Consider the following 15,288-nt stretch of genomic DNA (forward strand, 5'->3'; position numbering starts at 1 on the left):
CTTGCCGGTCGGGCGCACGCGCGCTATCAGACCGACCCAACCGCGCCCCTCCGGGCGCCACGTTTTCAGGACGTTTGTTCATGCGTGCAGAGACACAGGCCTGGATCGAAGGTATCCGCAAGTCGCTGGCACTGCTGGCGCAGCGGATGGACCGGGACACGGCGACGTTCCGGCTCGAGGAATTCGACGCGATGATCGAGGATCCGAACCTGTGGAACGACCCGGCACGCGCCCAGAAGCTGATGCGTGAGCGGCAGATGTTGATGGAGGCGCTGACCACCCATGACTCGATTGCCCGGGATCTGCAGGACAATATCGACCTGATCGAATTGGGCGAGGCGGAGGGCGATACCGAGGTCGTGACCGAGGCCGAGGCCGCGCTCAAGGCGCTCGCCACGAAAGCCGCCGAGAAGGAACTGGAGGCGTTGCTGGACGGGGAGGCCGACGGCAACGACACCTATCTGGAAATCAACGCCGGCGCCGGTGGCACCGAAAGCTGCGACTGGGCGTCGATGCTGGCGCGGATGTATGTCCGCTGGGCCGAAAAGAAAGGCTACAAGGTCGAGCTGACCTCGGAAAGCGCGGGCGAGGAGGCGGGCATCCGCTCGGCCACCTACCGCATCTCGGGGAACAACGCCTTTGGTTGGCTGAAATCGGAATCCGGCGTCCACCGGCTGGTGCGCATCTCGCCGTATGACAGCGCCGCGCGGCGCCATACCTCGTTCAGTTCGGTCTGGGTCTACCCGGTGGTCGACGACAATATCGAGATCACCGTGCCCGACAACGAGATCCGCATCGACACCTATCGGTCCTCGGGCGCCGGAGGGCAGCACGTCAACACCACCGACTCGGCCGTGCGCATCACCCACCTGCCGACCGGCATCGTCGTGACCTCCAGCCAGAAGTCCCAGCACCAGAACCGGGCCGTCGCCATGGAGGCGCTGAAATCCCGACTTTACGAGCTGGAACTGCGCAAGCGCACCGAGGCGATCGAGGCGCAGCACGATGCCAAGGGCGACGCCGGCTGGGGCAACCAGATTCGCAGCTACGTGCTGCAGCCCTACCAGATGGTGAAGGACCTGCGCACGGGGTACGAGACATCGGACACGCAGGGCGTTCTCGACGGCGACTTGGACGCGTTCATGGCCGCGACGCTGGCGCAGGATGTCGCCGGCAAAAGCCGGTCCGAGGCGCAGGCCGCCGATTGACCGCTTCGCGCTGGCGGGCGATCATTTGTCTTGCGCGCAGGTGCGTTGCGCACTTATCCTGCGCGAAAGAGGAGGATTTGCGATGTCCGATCCAGGTTCCGGCGCTCTCGACAGCTTCGACGCCGATATTCCGCCGATCCGCAGCTTGACGACGGATGATCTGCGCGCCGCGCTTGCCGACGGCTGGACGGATTTCAAGGCCGCGCCGGCTTTCGGGCTTTTCTTCGCGGTGATCTATACCCTGGGCGGGATGGGGCTGTTCTTCGGGCTTCTGGGCGCGGGAGAGCCGTTCTGGTTCATCCCGGTTGCGGCGGGCTTTCCGCTGCTTGCCCCCTTCGCCGCCGTCGGCCTCTACGAGGTCAGCCGGCGCCGCGAGGCCGGGGAGCCGCTAAAATGGGGCCCGGTCCTCGGCGCGCTGCGCGGGCATGGCGACGGGCAGTTGCCGGTCATGGCGGTCGTCGTGCTGCTGGCCTTCGGCTTCTGGGTGATCCTCGCACGCGGTATCTTCGCCATTTTCGTCGGCCAGTCCGGGATCGGGGCCGAGAACCTGGGCGAGTTGCTGACGCTTGCCGGCACCACGATGCTGCTGGTCGGCACGGTCGTCGGCGGCCTGATGGCGCTTGCGCTCTTTTCCGTCACCGCCTTCAGCCTGCCGATGCTGCTGCACCGCCCGGTCGATTTCGTCACCGCGATCGTCACCAGCATCGCGGGGGTGTGGGCGAACGGACGGGTGATGCTGCTCTGGGCGGCCATCATCGCGGGCCTTCTGATCGTGGCGATGCTGCCGCTTTTCCTAGGGCTTCTGATCGTTCTGCCGCTACTGGGGCATGCGACCTGGCATCTCTATCGCCGGGTGATCGCCGACTGATCGAGGCACCGCGCCGGATGGCCGAGGCGCTGTCCGGCGCGAGGGTCCAAGCTTGGACCTTTCTGCAAGTATCTGTAATTCAACCGTGAATCGGGCCCGTTAACCGTAGTGAAAGGTCTGGCCCCGGGGGGTGCCGGGGCTGGTTCTTGCCTTCGGCCCCAGGAGGCGCACTTCAAGCCCAAGGCGAACTTCAAGCGCCCAGTGGGAACCACACGCGTGCCGCGAAGCGGCAGGACCCTCAGGCATATGCCGGGGCTGCTGGGTCACATAGCGCGGATGCGCAGGCGGGTGAGGCGGTTGTCGGCGCGGTCCGCCACCTCGAACCGGAAGCCGTGGAAGCGGAAGATCTGCCCGGCTTCGGGGATCAGCTGCGCTTCGTGGATCACCAGGCCCGCGACAGTGTTCGCCTCCTCGTCGGGCAGGTTCCAGTCCATCGCGCGGTTGAGGTCGCGGATGGTCATGGCGCCGTCGATCTCGATCGTTCCGTCGGACAGTCGATGGATCGGGTCGGGGGCGTCCTCGTCGTGTTCGTCCTCGATCTCGCCGACGATCTCTTCTAGGATATCCTCCAGCGTGATGAGCCCCAGCAGCGCGCCGTATTCGTCGATGACCAGTCCGAAATGCCGTCGCTGGGTCAGGAACTGGCGCATCTGTTCGTCCAGCGGCGTGGTTTCGGGGACGAAATAGGGTTCGCGCGCGACGGACATGAGGTCCAACCGGGTGACCGCCGCGAACTTTCCGTCGGCCTCGACCACCAGGCGATGCACCTCGCGCATGAGGTCACGGGAATGGATCACGCCGACGATGTTTTCGGGGTCGTCGCGCCAGGCGGGCAGGCGGGTGTGGCTGGAGTTGACGCATTGCGCGATGATCTCGTCCACCGGATCGTCGATGTTGATGGTCTCGATCTGGCTGCGATGCAGCATGATCTCCTCCACCGTGCGATGGCCCAGATCCAGCGCGCCGAGCAGGCGATCGCGGTCTTCCTTCTCGACCACGCCTTCGGAATGGCCGAGCGCCAGCGCGCCGGCAATCTCCTCGTGATAGGAAAGGATCGCATCGTTGGGGTCGGTCGTGACGCCGAAAAGCCGCAGGATCACCCGCACCAGCGCCCGCACGGCGGCGACGACCGGCGACAGCACCAGAACGATCAGCCGGATCGGCGGGGCCACCCGCGACGCGGCAACCTCGGGGTTGGTGATCGCATAGGTCTTCGGCAGCACCTCGGCGAAGACCAGGACCAGCAGCGTCATGACCAGCGTCGCCAGCGCCACGCCGGAATCGCCGAATATCCGCGTGAAGAGCGCCGTGGCCAGCGACGCGGCCAGGATGTTGACCAGGTTGTTGCCCAGCAGCACCGACCCGATCAGGCGTTCGTTGTCTTCGGTGATCTTGAGCGCGGTGGCCGCCCCCAACGATCCCTTGTCGGCCTGCGCGCGCAACTTGCCGCGCGACGACGCGGTCAGCGCCGTCTCGCTGCCGGAAAAGAAGGCCGACAGCACCAGCAGGCCAAGGATCGACAGGGTGGTGATCCAGAAGGCGGTGTCGAGGGATGCCATCATCCCCGCCCCGGAAACGGCGTGTCACGCCGGCGGTCGGGATAAATGCATTCTGGGCGGCAGGAGCCGCAAGGTCGGGGTTTCATCAGGGTGTCACGTCAGGGTCGACATCTTGCCTGTCAGTATGGCCGGATGCACGCGGCTGACAAGTGCTCTGCGCAAGATCGTTGGGAAAGATCGGCGGATCAGGCGCCCCAGCTGCGGACCGGGCCACAATCCATATGGGTGAAGTCCGACCGCGAGTACCGCCCCACGCCACCGGCGCGGCAGGCCGACGCGGCCCGTGCAACCTGCGCGACACTGCGCGAGCGCATCCGCAGATCCGCCGCCTGACCGATCGTGTGGCGCGAATTCGACGCGACGCCGCGCGAGCGGGCGCGCAGCATGGCGTTGGTCTGCGGAGAACGATAGCCCGAGAGGAGGTTGTAGGGCTCGTCCGCATCGAGCAGCCGGTGCGCGGCGGACATGATGTCCAGCGTGCGCGTGTCGATGCGATGCACCTGATTGTTGCGCCAGTCGCGGAAGAAGTGATTGATCTCGGCGATGACCTCGGGGATGTACTCGCCATCGACCCAGTAGACCGCATCCATCACCTCGCCGGTGCGCCCGGAGTAGACGCGGAGCCGGCGGATATCCCCCGACCCTCGGAGAAATGAAAACGCGTTGGCGTATGTTGGAGCGGCGGTGACTGCGGTTGCTGCGAAGATGCCCAAGAGGGCGCGCCGGGAGATCCCGGCCGTGTCGTTCCGTTCCATGATCAGTCCTGTCCCATCCCGGTCATGCTCTTTCCTGCCTTCTGGCCTGGCATCTTCTCGCCCCTTTCTGGGTTGATGCACGATCGTTGGTCGCGTGCCGGGGCGGTGGGCCAGGCGCTTTATTTTCGCCTCTGATGCTGTCTTGCCACAATCGCGTGATCCGCCCAAGCGCTGAATCGCACGAATGGTTCGGCAAGTGCCAGAATAGGCGGGATTTTGCTGACACGAGCTTAACCGACGCGCCGTAAGTTCCCTGCAGGGCCGATCGCGCGGGACTCACGGCTTCGTGATTCGAACGCGGCGGGAACCTTGCCATTGTTAAACCGTTGAGCGGATTGGTGCCGACGGATATCAGCGGCGAACGCGTGGACGAGTGATTGACGGAAGGAATTGGGATGCTGGGAATTCGGGGCACGGGCAGGTATCGGTCTGCATTGTCGGGGATGCTGGTCGGGATCGGCGTCGTTCTGACGTCGCTGCCAGCGGTGGTCCTGCCGACGCCCGCGACTGCACAAAGCTTTCCCGCCTTCCGCCAGGCGCTGGCCGAGGGGGTGGCGGCGGACCCCGGCCTTGCAGCCTTCTACCGGCAGAGCGAATTTGCCCCGGTCTGGACCGGCGCCGACCAGGCGGCGCGGCGCACTGCGCTGGTGTCCGCACTGGCGCAGGCGGGCGATCACGGGCTGCCGGCGCGGCGCTACGATCTGCCGGGCCTGCTGTCCGCCTTCCGCGCCGTCGAGAGCGAGCGCGATCGCGGACTGGCCGAGGCGCGCGCCAGCCTTGCCTTCCTGCAATATGCACGCGATCTGACCAGCGGCGTGCTGGAACCCGGCGCGATCATCGAGCAGATCGTGCGCGAGCTGCCGCGGCCCGACGTCACCGAGTTGATGCACGATTTCGTCGCCGCCGAACCCGTCAGCTTCATCCGCAGCCTGGCGCCACGGGCACCGGAATACGCGCGCCTGCTGCACGCCAAGCGCCAACTCGAGTCGCAGATGGCGCAGGGGGGGTGGGGTGCACAGGTCCCGTCCACAGGCCTGCGTCCGGGCGAGACCGGCGAGGCGGTGGTCGCGCTGCGCAACCGGCTGATCGCGATGGGCTACATGCCGCGGGTCGCCACGGCGCGCTATGACGGCGCGATGCAGCGCGCGGTGCAGGCCTTCCAGATAGCGCACGGGATCGACCCCGACGGCATCGCCGGGCGCGAGACGCTGGCGGCGATCAATACCGAACCGGAACAGCGCCGCCGTGCGATCATCGTAGCGCTGGAGCGCGAGCGCTGGATGAACATCGAGCGCGGCGAGCGGCACATCTGGGTCAACCTGACCGATTTTCACGCCCGCATCGTGGATCACGACCTCGTCACGTTCGAGACGCGCGCGGTGGTGGGCGCGCAGCAGTCGGACATGCAGACGCCGGAGTTCTCGCACCGGATGACCTATCTTGAACTGAACCCGGACTGGACGCTGCCGCGGTCGATCGTGGCGCGCAGCTACTGGAACGGGCTGGCGAATGGCGGGCACCGGTATCTGCAGGTGGTCGATGCGCGCGGCCGGGTCGTCCCGCGCGAGGCGATCGATTTCGCACGCTACACGCCGCGGAACTTTCCGTTCGAGGTGCGCCAGCCGCCGGGACCGTCGAACCCGCTGGGGCAGGTCAAGTTCATGTTTCCCAACCCCTACGCGATCTACCTGCACGACAGCCCGGCGCGGCAGCTGTTCCGCACCACGGTGCGCACCCATTCGTCCGGATGCGTGCGCCTGAACGACCCCGAGGAGTTCGCCTACGAGCTTCTCTCGCGGCAGACCGACGATCCGGTCACGCTTTATCAGGGCACGTTGCGGCGCGGCAGCCTGCAGCGCATCTACCTCGACCAGCCGGTGCCGATCCATCTGGTCTACCGGACGGCCTTTACCTCGGCCGATGGCGAGATGCAGTATCGCAACGATGTCTACGCTCGCGATGGTCGCATCTACGAGGCGCTGCGCGCGGCGGGGGTGGAAATGCAACCGGCGCAGAGCTAGACCCGCAAGGCGCGGCGATCTGCGCCGCATCGGCGGGAGGCTGTCATGCCGCATCGACTATCCGATATCGCCCGGGCGCTGGACGCGCGGCTGGAGGGTCGTGGCGACCTGATGATCGACCGTGCCGCCGAGCCGGCGGAAGCAGACGCGCGCGCGCTGGCCCTCGCCATGGCGCCGGAATATGCCGAGGGATTGGCGAAGGGAAAGGCGCGCGCGGCCGTCCTGTGGGAGGGGGCGGACTGGCGGGCGCTGGGATTGGAGGCCGCGCTTTTCGTGCCACGGCCGCGCTACGCGATGGCGGGGATCACCCGCGCGCTCGATCCGGGGCCCGAGATCCTGCCCGGCATCCACCCCAGCGCGGTGATCCACCCCGAGGCCGAGATCTCGCCGGACGCGGCCATCGGCCCGCTGGTGGTGATCGGGCGCGGCGCGCGGATCGGGCAGGGGGCGCGGATCGGCCCGCACTGCCATATCGCCGAGGAGGCGGAACTGGGACCGGGGGCACTGCTGGTCTCGGGCGTGCGGCTGGGCGCACGGGTGCGGATCGGGGCGCGGTTCATCGCGCATCCCGGCGCGGTCGTCGGGGCCGACGGCTTTTCCTTCGTCACGCCCGAGAAATCGGCCGTCGAGGCGGCGCGCGAAAGCCTGGGCGAAACCGGTGGGGCGGCGGCGCAGAGCTGGACGCGGATCCATTCGCTGGGCGGCGTCGAGATCGGCGACGATGTCGAGATCGGTGCCAATTCGACCATCGACCGCGGAACGATCCGCGCCACCCGGATCGGCGACGGCACGAAGATCGACAACCTCGTGGATATCGGCCACAACGTCACCGTCGGGCGCGACTGCCTGCTGTGTGGACAGGTCGGGATCGCGGGGTCTGCCCGCATCGGCGACCGGGTGGTGCTGGGCGGTCAGTGCGGGGTCAGCGACAATATCTTCGTGGGCGACGACGTTGTCGCCGGCGGGTCGACCAAGATCTATTCGAACGCGCCGGCGGGGCGGATGCTGCTGGGCGCGCCCGCGCAGAAGATGGTCGCGCAGATCGAGCTCTACAAACTGCTGCGACGGCTGCCACGGCTGTTCGCCCAGGTCGCCGAACTGCGCCAGGGCGTCAAGGGAACGGCGAAGCGGGGCGAGGCCGACTGGGGCCCCTAGGTATGCGGCGGCCGACCGGATTGGGCGACGCGCGCCGAGGCGCACAAATTTGTGCGCCTGGCCAAAGCCTTGATTACACGTTAGAAAATCGAGAAATTAACCGCAGCGAAACTTTTGCCCCTACGTATCGATTCATAGGTCGCCTGTGCGTCCGAAGTATCGCTCCGGCCCAGCGACGGCTCGGACCCGGCGGCCAGTGCCGCCGGATCGCTTGTGTCGGTATCACGGCGTGCGGCTGGCCTTATTCGGTCGGGGCGCGCGCCTGCAGATCGTCCATCGCGGCGGTGAAGCCCATCAGCGACACCGGGATTTCGATCGGCTGGTTGACCTGCGAATAATGCGCGATCGTGATGAAGCCGGAGGCCCCGCGGCGCATCGCCTCGATTTCCTCGGCGCTGAGACCAATGCGCGCGATGCACCCGATCATGGCGCAGATCTGGAACGGCTCCTGCCGCATCTCGCTGGTGTCGATGCGGAAACCAAGCCCGGTGGGCAGGAACGTCTCGAGCGGGGTGGTGATGGTCGCCCCGGCGGCGAATTCGGCTTCCTCGGGCAGAACGACGATGGAAATCTCGGCAATCGGACCGTCATCGGTTTCCAGCAATTGCCCCATCTCGCAGATTTCCTGACCCTCTTCGTTGACGCGCGTGCACTGGATCTGCCAGTCGCGGTGGGTCGCCGCCACCCGGCTTTCGCCGGTCGCGGTCGCGGTCGTCGCGGAGGGATCGACTTCAAGCGTCGGCTCCTCGGTCGCCGTGTCCTGCGCCGCAAGGCTACCCGGAACGGCCATCGCCGCACAGACGAGCAAGGTGCGAATGGTGGGGGTCGGATGCATGAATTTGACCTCTTTCTGGCTGCTCGCGGCGACCTAGCACGCCCGGTTGCAGGTGTCAGCCGAAAACGATGTGATGAGGGTGTGAAAACCGGTCATGCGCCGGCGGGAAAAATGCGAAAAGGGCCCAGTTGAGGACCCTTTTCGTCGTTCTCCCTGCCGGACTGGCCGACTTATCGACGCGACGCTAGGAAGAAACCGGGCCTGCGTCAACAAAAAAACCGCACCCGAAGGTGCGGTCAGTTTGTGGAGGTTTTTATCGTCGTCAGACCGCTGACGGATCAAGCATCGCTGGCCTTGTTGCGGCCGTTTCGCGGGCGGGAGTGGGACCCCGTCCCCTCGTTGCATGATGTCGTTCCGATGTCTTCTGCCGCCTGACGACCCGTTGATCTGCACAATCGCAAAGGAATCTTAACAAGCGGTGGTCCGTCCGTCAGGCGGCTTGCAGGGCTGTTCATCCTGCGCGCGCCGCTTCAGTCCCGCAGGGCGGCGAAATCGCCGGGTGTGCCGATGTTGCGCACTGTCGCGTCACGGTCGATGCGGCGGATCATGCCCGAAAGCGCCTTGCCCGCGCCGATCTCCCAGAACTCGGTCACGCCCTGCCGGGTCATCCATTCGACCGATTCCCGCCAGCGGACCGCGCCGGTGACCTGCGACACCAGAAGCGCGCGGATCGTCGCCGGATCGGTGACCGCCTCGGCGCGGACGTTGGAGACCAGCGGAACCGCCGGCGCGCGGATCTCGACCTCGGCCAGCGCGGCCTCCATCGCGTCGGCGGCGGGCTGCATCAGGGTGCAGTGGAACGGGGCGGAGACCGGCAGCAGCAGCGCGCGCTTCGCGCCGTGGTCCTTTGCAATCTCGACCGCGTGTTCGACCGCGTCGCGATGGCCGGACACGACGACCTGCGCGGGATCGTTGTCATTGGCCGCCTGGCAGACGCGCCCGCCAGTCGCCGCGGCGGCCGCGGTGGCGACGGCGGTCGCGGCGGCGAGGTCGAGGCCAAGAATCGCCGCCATCGCGCCTTCGCCAACCGGCACCGCCTGCTGCATCGCCCGGCCCCGGATGCGCAGCAGCCGCGCGGTGTCGGCGATACTGAGCGCGCCGGCGGCCGCGAGGGCGGAGTATTCACCGAGCGAATGGCCGGCGACATAGGCCGCAGCGGTGACGGCGAACCCCTCGGCCTCCAGGGCGCGCAGCGCGGCGAGCGAGGTCGCCATGAGCGCGGGCTGGGCGTTCGCGGTGAGCGTCAGATCCTCGATCGTGCCGTCCCAGATCAGCGCCGAGAGCTTTTCGCCCAGCGCGGCGTCCACCTCGTCGAAGACGGCGCGGGCGGCGGGATAGGCATCGGCCAGGTCCCGGCCCATGCCGATCTGCTGGGCCCCCTGGCCGGGAAAGACGAAGGCGCGGGTCATGACGGTCTCCTCCTGCATGCCGATGATCTCGGGCGTCTTCCTAATCCGCGAGGACGGGTAAGGGAATGCCCTCTATTCCGCGGCCGATTGCAGGGCGCCGGCGGCGGAGGGCGGAAGCTGCGGATCGAGGACGAGGCGCCGGGGCAGGGACGCCTCGGTCAGCCGGACCGACACCAAGGGCGCGCCGTCGCCGTAGCGTTGCGCCGTGCCATCCGGGAAGGTCAGGTTCAGGGTGCCCTGCCGTAGAAATCGCCGCAGAACCCTGTCGAGCCATCGGTTCCACATCGCACCACCTCCTCCAGCAGCATGCGAAACGAATGTCCTTCGTCGAAGATAGCGATTTGCCGGGAAATCTTCAATCTTCCCGCCCCCCAAGTCGCCCCTTGCGCCGTCCGGTACAGGCTGTATAAGGCCGCATTCCTGCCGCATACCATGTATCCGGCGCAGTCTCTCGTGGGCAGAGCGCGGCAGGGCGAAGCCTGTCCTGTGAAATGCGCCCCGACAGAACTGGAGACAGCATGCCGCTCTACGAGCATGTGATGATCGCGCGTCAGGACTTGTCCAGCGCGCAGGCCGAAGGCCTGATCGAACATCTCTCGACCATCCTTTCGGACAACGGCGGCAAGGTCGTCGGCTCCGAATACTGGGGCGTCAAGACGATGGCCTACAAGATCAACAAGAACCGCAAGGGGCATTACGCCTTCCTGCGCACCGATGCCCCCTCGGGCGCGGTGCAGGAGATGGAGCGTCTGGCGCGCCTGCACGACGACGTGATGCGCATGCTGACCGTCAAGGTCGAGGCGCATGAAGACGGCCCCTCGGCGCAGATGCAGAAGCGTGACGACCGCGGTGACCGCGGGGACCGCGGCGATCGCCCGCGTCGCTGATCGATCAGGAAAGGACTAGAACCATGGCCGCAAGACCGTTTTTCCGCCGCCGCAAGGTCTGCCCCTTCTCGGGCGACAATGCGCCGAAGATCGACTACAAGGACGTGCGTCTGCTGCAGCGCTACATTTCCGAGCGCGGCAAGATCGTGCCGTCGCGCATCACCGCCGTGTCGTCGAAGAAGCAGCGTGAACTGGCCCGCGCCATCAAGCGCGCGCGGTTCCTGGCGCTGCTTCCCTACGCCGTGAAATAAGGAGCCCACCATGCAGGTCATTCTACTGGAACGCGTGGCGAAGCTGGGCCATATGGGCGACGTGGTGAAGGTGCGGGCGGGCTATGCGCGCAACTTCCTGCTGCCACAGGGCAAGGCGCTGCGTGCCTCGGACGCCAATCTGCAAGCCTTCGAGGCGCAGAAGGCGCAGCTTGAGTCGCGCAACCTCGAAACCCGCAAGGATGCCGAGGGCCTGGCCGCGAAGATGGACGGCACGACGCATGTCATCATCCGCTCGGCATCGGAGTCGGGCGCGCTCTATGGTTCGGTCACGCCGCGCGACATCGCGGACGTGCTGGGCGAGGGCGGCTTCACCGTCGAACGCCGGCAAATCGTGCTCAGCGCACCGATCAAGGCGCTGGGGCTTCACCCTGTGCAGGTGAGCCTTCATCCGGAAGTCGATGCAGACGTCACCATCAACGTCGCCCGCTCCACCGAAGAGGCGGAGTTGCAGGCGGCCGGCAAGTCGATCCAGGAACTCGCCGCGGAAGAGGAAGCCGCTGCCGATTTCGAGATCGCCGAGCTGTTCGAGGATATCGGCGCAGCCAACGAAGACGACGAGTAATCGCCCCGGAAATCACTGACAGGACGCGTCGCAAATCCGCGGCGCGTCCTGCTTTTTTCCGCCGACCTTGTCGCAGCCCCCGATCCGGCATATATTCCCGATCTAGCTATTCTCATCTTTGAATGTAGATGAAGGTCATGCCGATGATTCCGCAAACCAAGGCCGGACTTCCCCTGGACGAACCGAAGGCCGCCGAGGATATGGTGGCGCAGGCACAGTCGGCGTCCAACCTGCTCAAGGCGCTGGCGCACGAAGGTCGGTTGCTGATCCTGTGTCAGCTGGCGACGGGCGAAAAATCGGTTTCCGAGCTCGAGGCGTTTCTGGGCGCGCGGCAAGCGGCGGTCAGCCAGCAGCTTGCGCGGCTGCGCCTTGAAGGGCTGGTCACCAGCCGGCGCGAAGGCAAGTCGATCTATTACGCCCTGGGCGATCCGAGAGCCGCGCGCGTGATAGGCCTGCTTTACGAGCTCTTCTGCGACGAAAAAAGCTGACGCCAGCTCGCGGGCAGGCGGGGCGCCTTGTGGCTTTGCTCGCGTTTCCAGGCGTGGATGGGTTGCTCCCACGCTTTGGCGTCAAAACCCGCGCGTTCGCTTGACCTCAAGTTTTCCCGACCATCTCGGCCAGTCTTGCGGAGGCTTTCAGTTCGCGGTTGTCCGGCCGAAAGCGTAGCGCCGCGCGCAGGAGCGGGGCGGACAAGCCGATGCGGCGAATCCAGCGTTTCCCGTCGGTCACGGCGGCAGGCGGGGCGGAATCCGCATAGCCGCGCAGCGCGAGGTTGAGGAGCGCCGGGTCGTCGATCCCGACCTCGAGCATTGAATGCAGCAGGATCGCCAGGTCGAGGCCCATCGCCCGCTTGCTGGCGCGCGGGCTGAACCGCTCCATGTCGATCAGCCGCGCCTTGTCACCGTCCCAGCAGATGTCGCGGATCTTTGGCCGCCCGTGACGGGCGCCGGCCCGGTGCAGCGCGCCCAGGGCCCGACCGGCTGCGACGACCGCGCGTGCCTTCTCCGCCGCTGGAATGTCGCCGGTCAGCAGGCGGTCCAGCGGTTGCCCCGCGTCCTCGATCACGAAGTAGTCCGCGCCGGAAAGCACGATCGGGGGCGCCGCAAGTCCGCGGTCGAACATGAAGCGCAGCCCGGCCAGATCGCGTGCGAAGGCCTTGCGCGGATCGCCCTTCTGCAGCCGCCAGCGCAGGGAGCGTGGGCGTTCCGGGCGCTTGAGCCAGAAGCGTTGGGACCCGATCTCGAGCGGTTGAACGCGGGTGAAGGGGGTGTTTTCCGGTGCCAGGATCCCGGCGATCCGGTCGCGCAAGGCCGCTTTCGTGTCGGGATCGCCTGCGATTTCCATGCCCGGCCCTTCTTTGCCGCGCATCCACCGCGGCCCCCCGTCCCCTAGCACGCCGCCGGCAGGACGCCAACGCGCGCCGGTCCGGCCATGGCGCGCGACTCTGTCGGGAAACGCGGAAATAGGCGCGGCACGACATCGCCTCAAGCTGCAGTGCAGCGTGTGATCACACGGTGTTTCACTGTGATCACAAAGGGCGGGATTCTTCGGCCTTCCCCTCGATTCATGCGGATTCTTCGTTCCTGTAGCGCGCAAATCGTGCCAATACGCACTGCAAAGACGCAGCAGACGGGGACAGCCGAGGTGAATATTCACGAATATCAGGCGAAGGGCCTGCTTCGCAGCTACGGGGTGCCGGTTTCGGACGGGCGCGTCGTCTTCCGGGCCGAAGAGGCGAAATCGGCTGCCGGCGAACTCGATGGGCCGCTCTGGGTGGTCAAGGCGCAGATCCATGCGGGCGGCCGCGGCAAGGGCAAGTTCAAGGAGGCCTCCGCCGGCGAGAAGGGCGGGGTACGCCTGGCCCGCTCGGTCGAGGAAGCCGCCGAACACGCCAGCGCCATGCTGGGGCGGACGCTGGTCACGCATCAGACCGGTCCCGCCGGCAAGCAGGTCAACCGCATCTATGTCGAGGATGGCTCGGACATCGAGCGCGAGCTTTACCTGGCCGTGCTGGTCGACCGCGGGTCGAGCCGCATATCCTTCGTCTGCTCGACCGAGGGCGGCATGGATATCGAAGAGGTCGCGGCCTCGACCCCCGAGAAGATCCTGAGCTTCACCATCGACCCGGCCGCCGGCATCTCGGGCTTTCACGGTCGCCGCGTCGCCTTCACGCTGGGGCTGGAGGGCAAGCAGGTCAAGCAATGCGTCGATCTGGTGAACAAGCTCTACAAGCTGTTCGTCGAACGCGACGCCGAGATGGTCGAGATCAATCCCCTGATCGTCACCACCGACGGCGACCTGAAATGCCTCGACGCCAAGATGGGCTTCGATTCGAACGCGCTCTACCGGCAGTCGGAAATCCTGGCGCTACGCGACGAGACCGAGGAGGACCCGAAGGAACTCGCCGCGTCGAAGTTCGATCTGAACTACATCGCGCTCGACGGCGAGATCGGCTGCATGGTCAACGGGGCGGGCCTGGCGATGGCCACCATGGACATCATCAAGCTCTACGGCGCCGAGCCCGCGAACTTCCTCGATGTCGGCGGCGGCGCCAGCAAGGAGAAGGTGACCGAGGCGTTCAAGATCATCACCTCGGACCCGAACGTGAAGGGCATCCTGGTCAACATCTTCGGCGGCATCATGCGCTGCGACATCATCGCCGAGGGGGTGATCGCCGCGGTCAAGGAGGTCGGGCTGCAGGTGCCGCTGGTCGTCCGGCTGGAGGGCACGAATGTCGAGAAGGGCAAGGCGATCATCAACGACTCCGGGCTCAACGTCATCGCCGCCGACAACCTGTCGGACGCGGCGGAAAAGATCGTCAAGGCGGTGAAGGGGTAATCGGCATGGCCATTCTAGTCGACAAGAACACCAAGGTCATCTGCCAGGGCTTCACCGGCTCGCAGGGCACCTTTCATTCCGAACAGGCCATCGCCTACGGCACCAGAATGGTCGGCGGCGTCACGCCCGGCAAGGGCGGGTCCGAGCATCTGGGGCTCCCCGTCTTCAACTCGGTGCACGAGGCGAAGGCGAAGACCGGGGCCAATGCCAGCGCGATCTATGTCCCGCCGCCCTTCGCCGCCGATTCGATCCTGGAGGCGATCGACGCCGGGATGGAACTGATCGTCTGCATCACCGAGGGGATCCCAGTGCTGGACATGATGAAGGTCAAGCGCGCGCTGGAGGGCACGAAAAGCCGCCTGATCGGCCCCAACTGTCCGGGCGTCATCACGCCCGATGCCTGCAAGATCGGCATCATGCCCGGCCATATCCACAAGCGCGGCTCGGTCGGGGTCGTCTCGCGCTCGGGCACGCTGACCTACGAGGCGGTGAAGCAGACCACCGACATGGGGCTTGGCCAGTCGACTGCGGTCGGCATCGGCGGCGACCCGATCAAGGGGACCGAGCATATCGACGTGCTCGACATGTTCCTCGACGATGACGAGACGACCTCGATCATCATGATCGGCGAGATCGGCGGCGCGGCCGAGGAAGAGGCCGCCGAGTTCATCGCCGAGCAGAAGAAGAAAGGCCGCTGGAAGCCCGTGGCCGGCTTCATCGCGGGCCGCACCGCCCCCCCGGGACGCCGCATGGGCCACGCCGGCGCCATCGTCGCGGGCGGCAAGGGCGACGCGGATTCGAAGATTGAGGCGATGCGCCGCGCCGGCATCGTCGTCGCCGACAGCCCGGCCACATTGGGCGAAGCGGTGATGCAGGCGATCAAGGGATGATCGATGTCGGGGCGTGGCCGTGCTGTGCC

Annotated in this window: 16 protein-coding genes; 10 read left to right on the plus strand and 6 right to left on the minus strand. The window is 66.5% G+C overall.

All coding sequences use genetic code 11. The features are described 5' to 3' along the window. The first annotated feature begins 80 nt into the window (after positions 1–80). Both prfB and IM708_RS00520 read left to right on the plus strand, forming a co-directional pair. Positions 81–1,208: a peptide chain release factor 2 gene (gene prfB, locus IM708_RS00515; protein ID WP_209424343.1), complete on the plus strand. Its 1,128-nt coding sequence runs from the start codon at positions 81–83 to the stop codon at positions 1,206–1,208. An 82-nt stretch (positions 1,209–1,290) separates the two neighbouring features. Then, a complete protein-coding gene (locus IM708_RS00520) occupies positions 1,291–2,076 on the plus strand; it encodes a DUF2189 domain-containing protein (RefSeq protein WP_209424344.1) in 786 nt (261 codons plus the stop codon). Positions 2,077–2,339: 263 nt separating this feature from the next. Here IM708_RS00520 and IM708_RS00525 read toward each other — a convergent pair whose 3' ends face one another. Both IM708_RS00525 and IM708_RS00530 read right to left on the minus strand, forming a co-directional pair. After that, positions 2,340–3,638, minus strand: coding sequence for an HlyC/CorC family transporter (locus tag IM708_RS00525; RefSeq protein WP_209424345.1), 1,299 nt, complete (start codon positions 3,636–3,638; stop codon positions 2,340–2,342). Positions 3,639–3,820: 182 nt separating this feature from the next. Further along, entirely contained in the window at positions 3,821–4,390 is a 570-nt protein-coding gene (locus IM708_RS00530) for a DUF882 domain-containing protein (protein ID WP_209424346.1), read from the minus strand. A 395-nt stretch (positions 4,391–4,785) separates the two neighbouring features. Here IM708_RS00530 and IM708_RS00535 point away from each other — a divergent pair, with 395 nt between their 5' ends. Then, positions 4,786–6,411 carry a L,D-transpeptidase family protein gene (locus tag IM708_RS00535; protein ID WP_245242909.1) on the plus strand — a complete coding sequence of 542 codons (1,626 nt, stop codon included), beginning with the start codon at positions 4,786–4,788 and terminating at the stop codon, positions 6,409–6,411. Between the two features lie 45 nt (positions 6,412–6,456). Next, positions 6,457–7,566, plus strand: coding sequence for a UDP-3-O-(3-hydroxymyristoyl)glucosamine N-acyltransferase (gene lpxD / locus IM708_RS00540; protein ID WP_209424347.1), 1,110 nt, complete (start codon positions 6,457–6,459; stop codon positions 7,564–7,566). A gap of 241 nt (positions 7,567–7,807) precedes the next feature. Here lpxD and IM708_RS00545 read toward each other — a convergent pair whose 3' ends face one another. The 3 genes from IM708_RS00545 to IM708_RS00555 all read right to left on the minus strand — a co-directional run bounded on the left by IM708_RS00545 (position 7,808) and on the right by IM708_RS00555 (position 10,095). After that, entirely contained in the window at positions 7,808–8,401 is a 594-nt protein-coding gene (locus IM708_RS00545) for an invasion associated locus B family protein (protein WP_209424348.1), read from the minus strand. 470 nt (positions 8,402–8,871) lie between these two features. Continuing rightward, a complete protein-coding gene (gene fabD / locus IM708_RS00550; protein WP_209424349.1) occupies positions 8,872–9,810 on the minus strand; it encodes an ACP S-malonyltransferase in 939 nt (312 codons plus the stop codon). A gap of 72 nt (positions 9,811–9,882) precedes the next feature. Then, on the minus strand, positions 9,883–10,095 hold the full coding sequence (locus tag IM708_RS00555) for a hypothetical protein (protein WP_209424350.1): 213 nt from the start codon (positions 10,093–10,095) through the stop codon (positions 9,883–9,885). A gap of 233 nt (positions 10,096–10,328) precedes the next feature. Between IM708_RS00555 and rpsF the strand changes: the two genes are divergently transcribed. The 4 genes from rpsF (at position 10,329) to IM708_RS00575 (ending at position 12,019) form a co-directional block, all read left to right on the plus strand. Then, a complete protein-coding gene (rpsF, locus tag IM708_RS00560) occupies positions 10,329–10,697 on the plus strand; it encodes a 30S ribosomal protein S6 (RefSeq protein ID WP_209424351.1) in 369 nt (122 codons plus the stop codon). Between the two features lie 23 nt (positions 10,698–10,720). Continuing rightward, positions 10,721–10,948 (plus strand): 30S ribosomal protein S18, encoded by a 228-nt coding sequence (rpsR, locus tag IM708_RS00565; RefSeq protein ID WP_209424352.1) that lies wholly within the window; start codon positions 10,721–10,723, stop codon positions 10,946–10,948. Positions 10,949–10,958: 10 nt separating this feature from the next. Then, a complete protein-coding gene (gene rplI / locus IM708_RS00570) occupies positions 10,959–11,531 on the plus strand; it encodes a 50S ribosomal protein L9 (protein WP_209424353.1) in 573 nt (190 codons plus the stop codon). Positions 11,532–11,668: 137 nt separating this feature from the next. Further along, positions 11,669–12,019: a metalloregulator ArsR/SmtB family transcription factor gene (locus tag IM708_RS00575; RefSeq protein WP_209424354.1), complete on the plus strand. Its 351-nt coding sequence runs from the start codon at positions 11,669–11,671 to the stop codon at positions 12,017–12,019. A gap of 106 nt (positions 12,020–12,125) precedes the next feature. Here IM708_RS00575 and IM708_RS00580 read toward each other — a convergent pair whose 3' ends face one another. Then, on the minus strand, positions 12,126–12,875 hold the full coding sequence (locus tag IM708_RS00580; RefSeq protein ID WP_209424355.1) for a lipopolysaccharide kinase InaA family protein: 750 nt from the start codon (positions 12,873–12,875) through the stop codon (positions 12,126–12,128). A gap of 300 nt (positions 12,876–13,175) precedes the next feature. Between IM708_RS00580 and sucC the strand changes: the two genes are divergently transcribed. Both sucC and sucD read left to right on the plus strand, forming a co-directional pair. Next, positions 13,176–14,369 (plus strand): ADP-forming succinate--CoA ligase subunit beta, encoded by a 1,194-nt coding sequence (sucC, locus tag IM708_RS00585; RefSeq protein WP_209424356.1) that lies wholly within the window; start codon positions 13,176–13,178, stop codon positions 14,367–14,369. Between the two features lie 5 nt (positions 14,370–14,374). Then, positions 14,375–15,259: a succinate--CoA ligase subunit alpha gene (sucD, locus tag IM708_RS00590; protein ID WP_209424357.1), complete on the plus strand. Its 885-nt coding sequence runs from the start codon at positions 14,375–14,377 to the stop codon at positions 15,257–15,259. Positions 15,260–15,288 lie beyond the last annotated feature (29 nt).

This window comes from Pararhodobacter sp. SW119, assembly GCF_017811755.1.
Classification (GTDB): Bacteria; Pseudomonadota; Alphaproteobacteria; order Rhodobacterales; family Rhodobacteraceae; genus Pararhodobacter.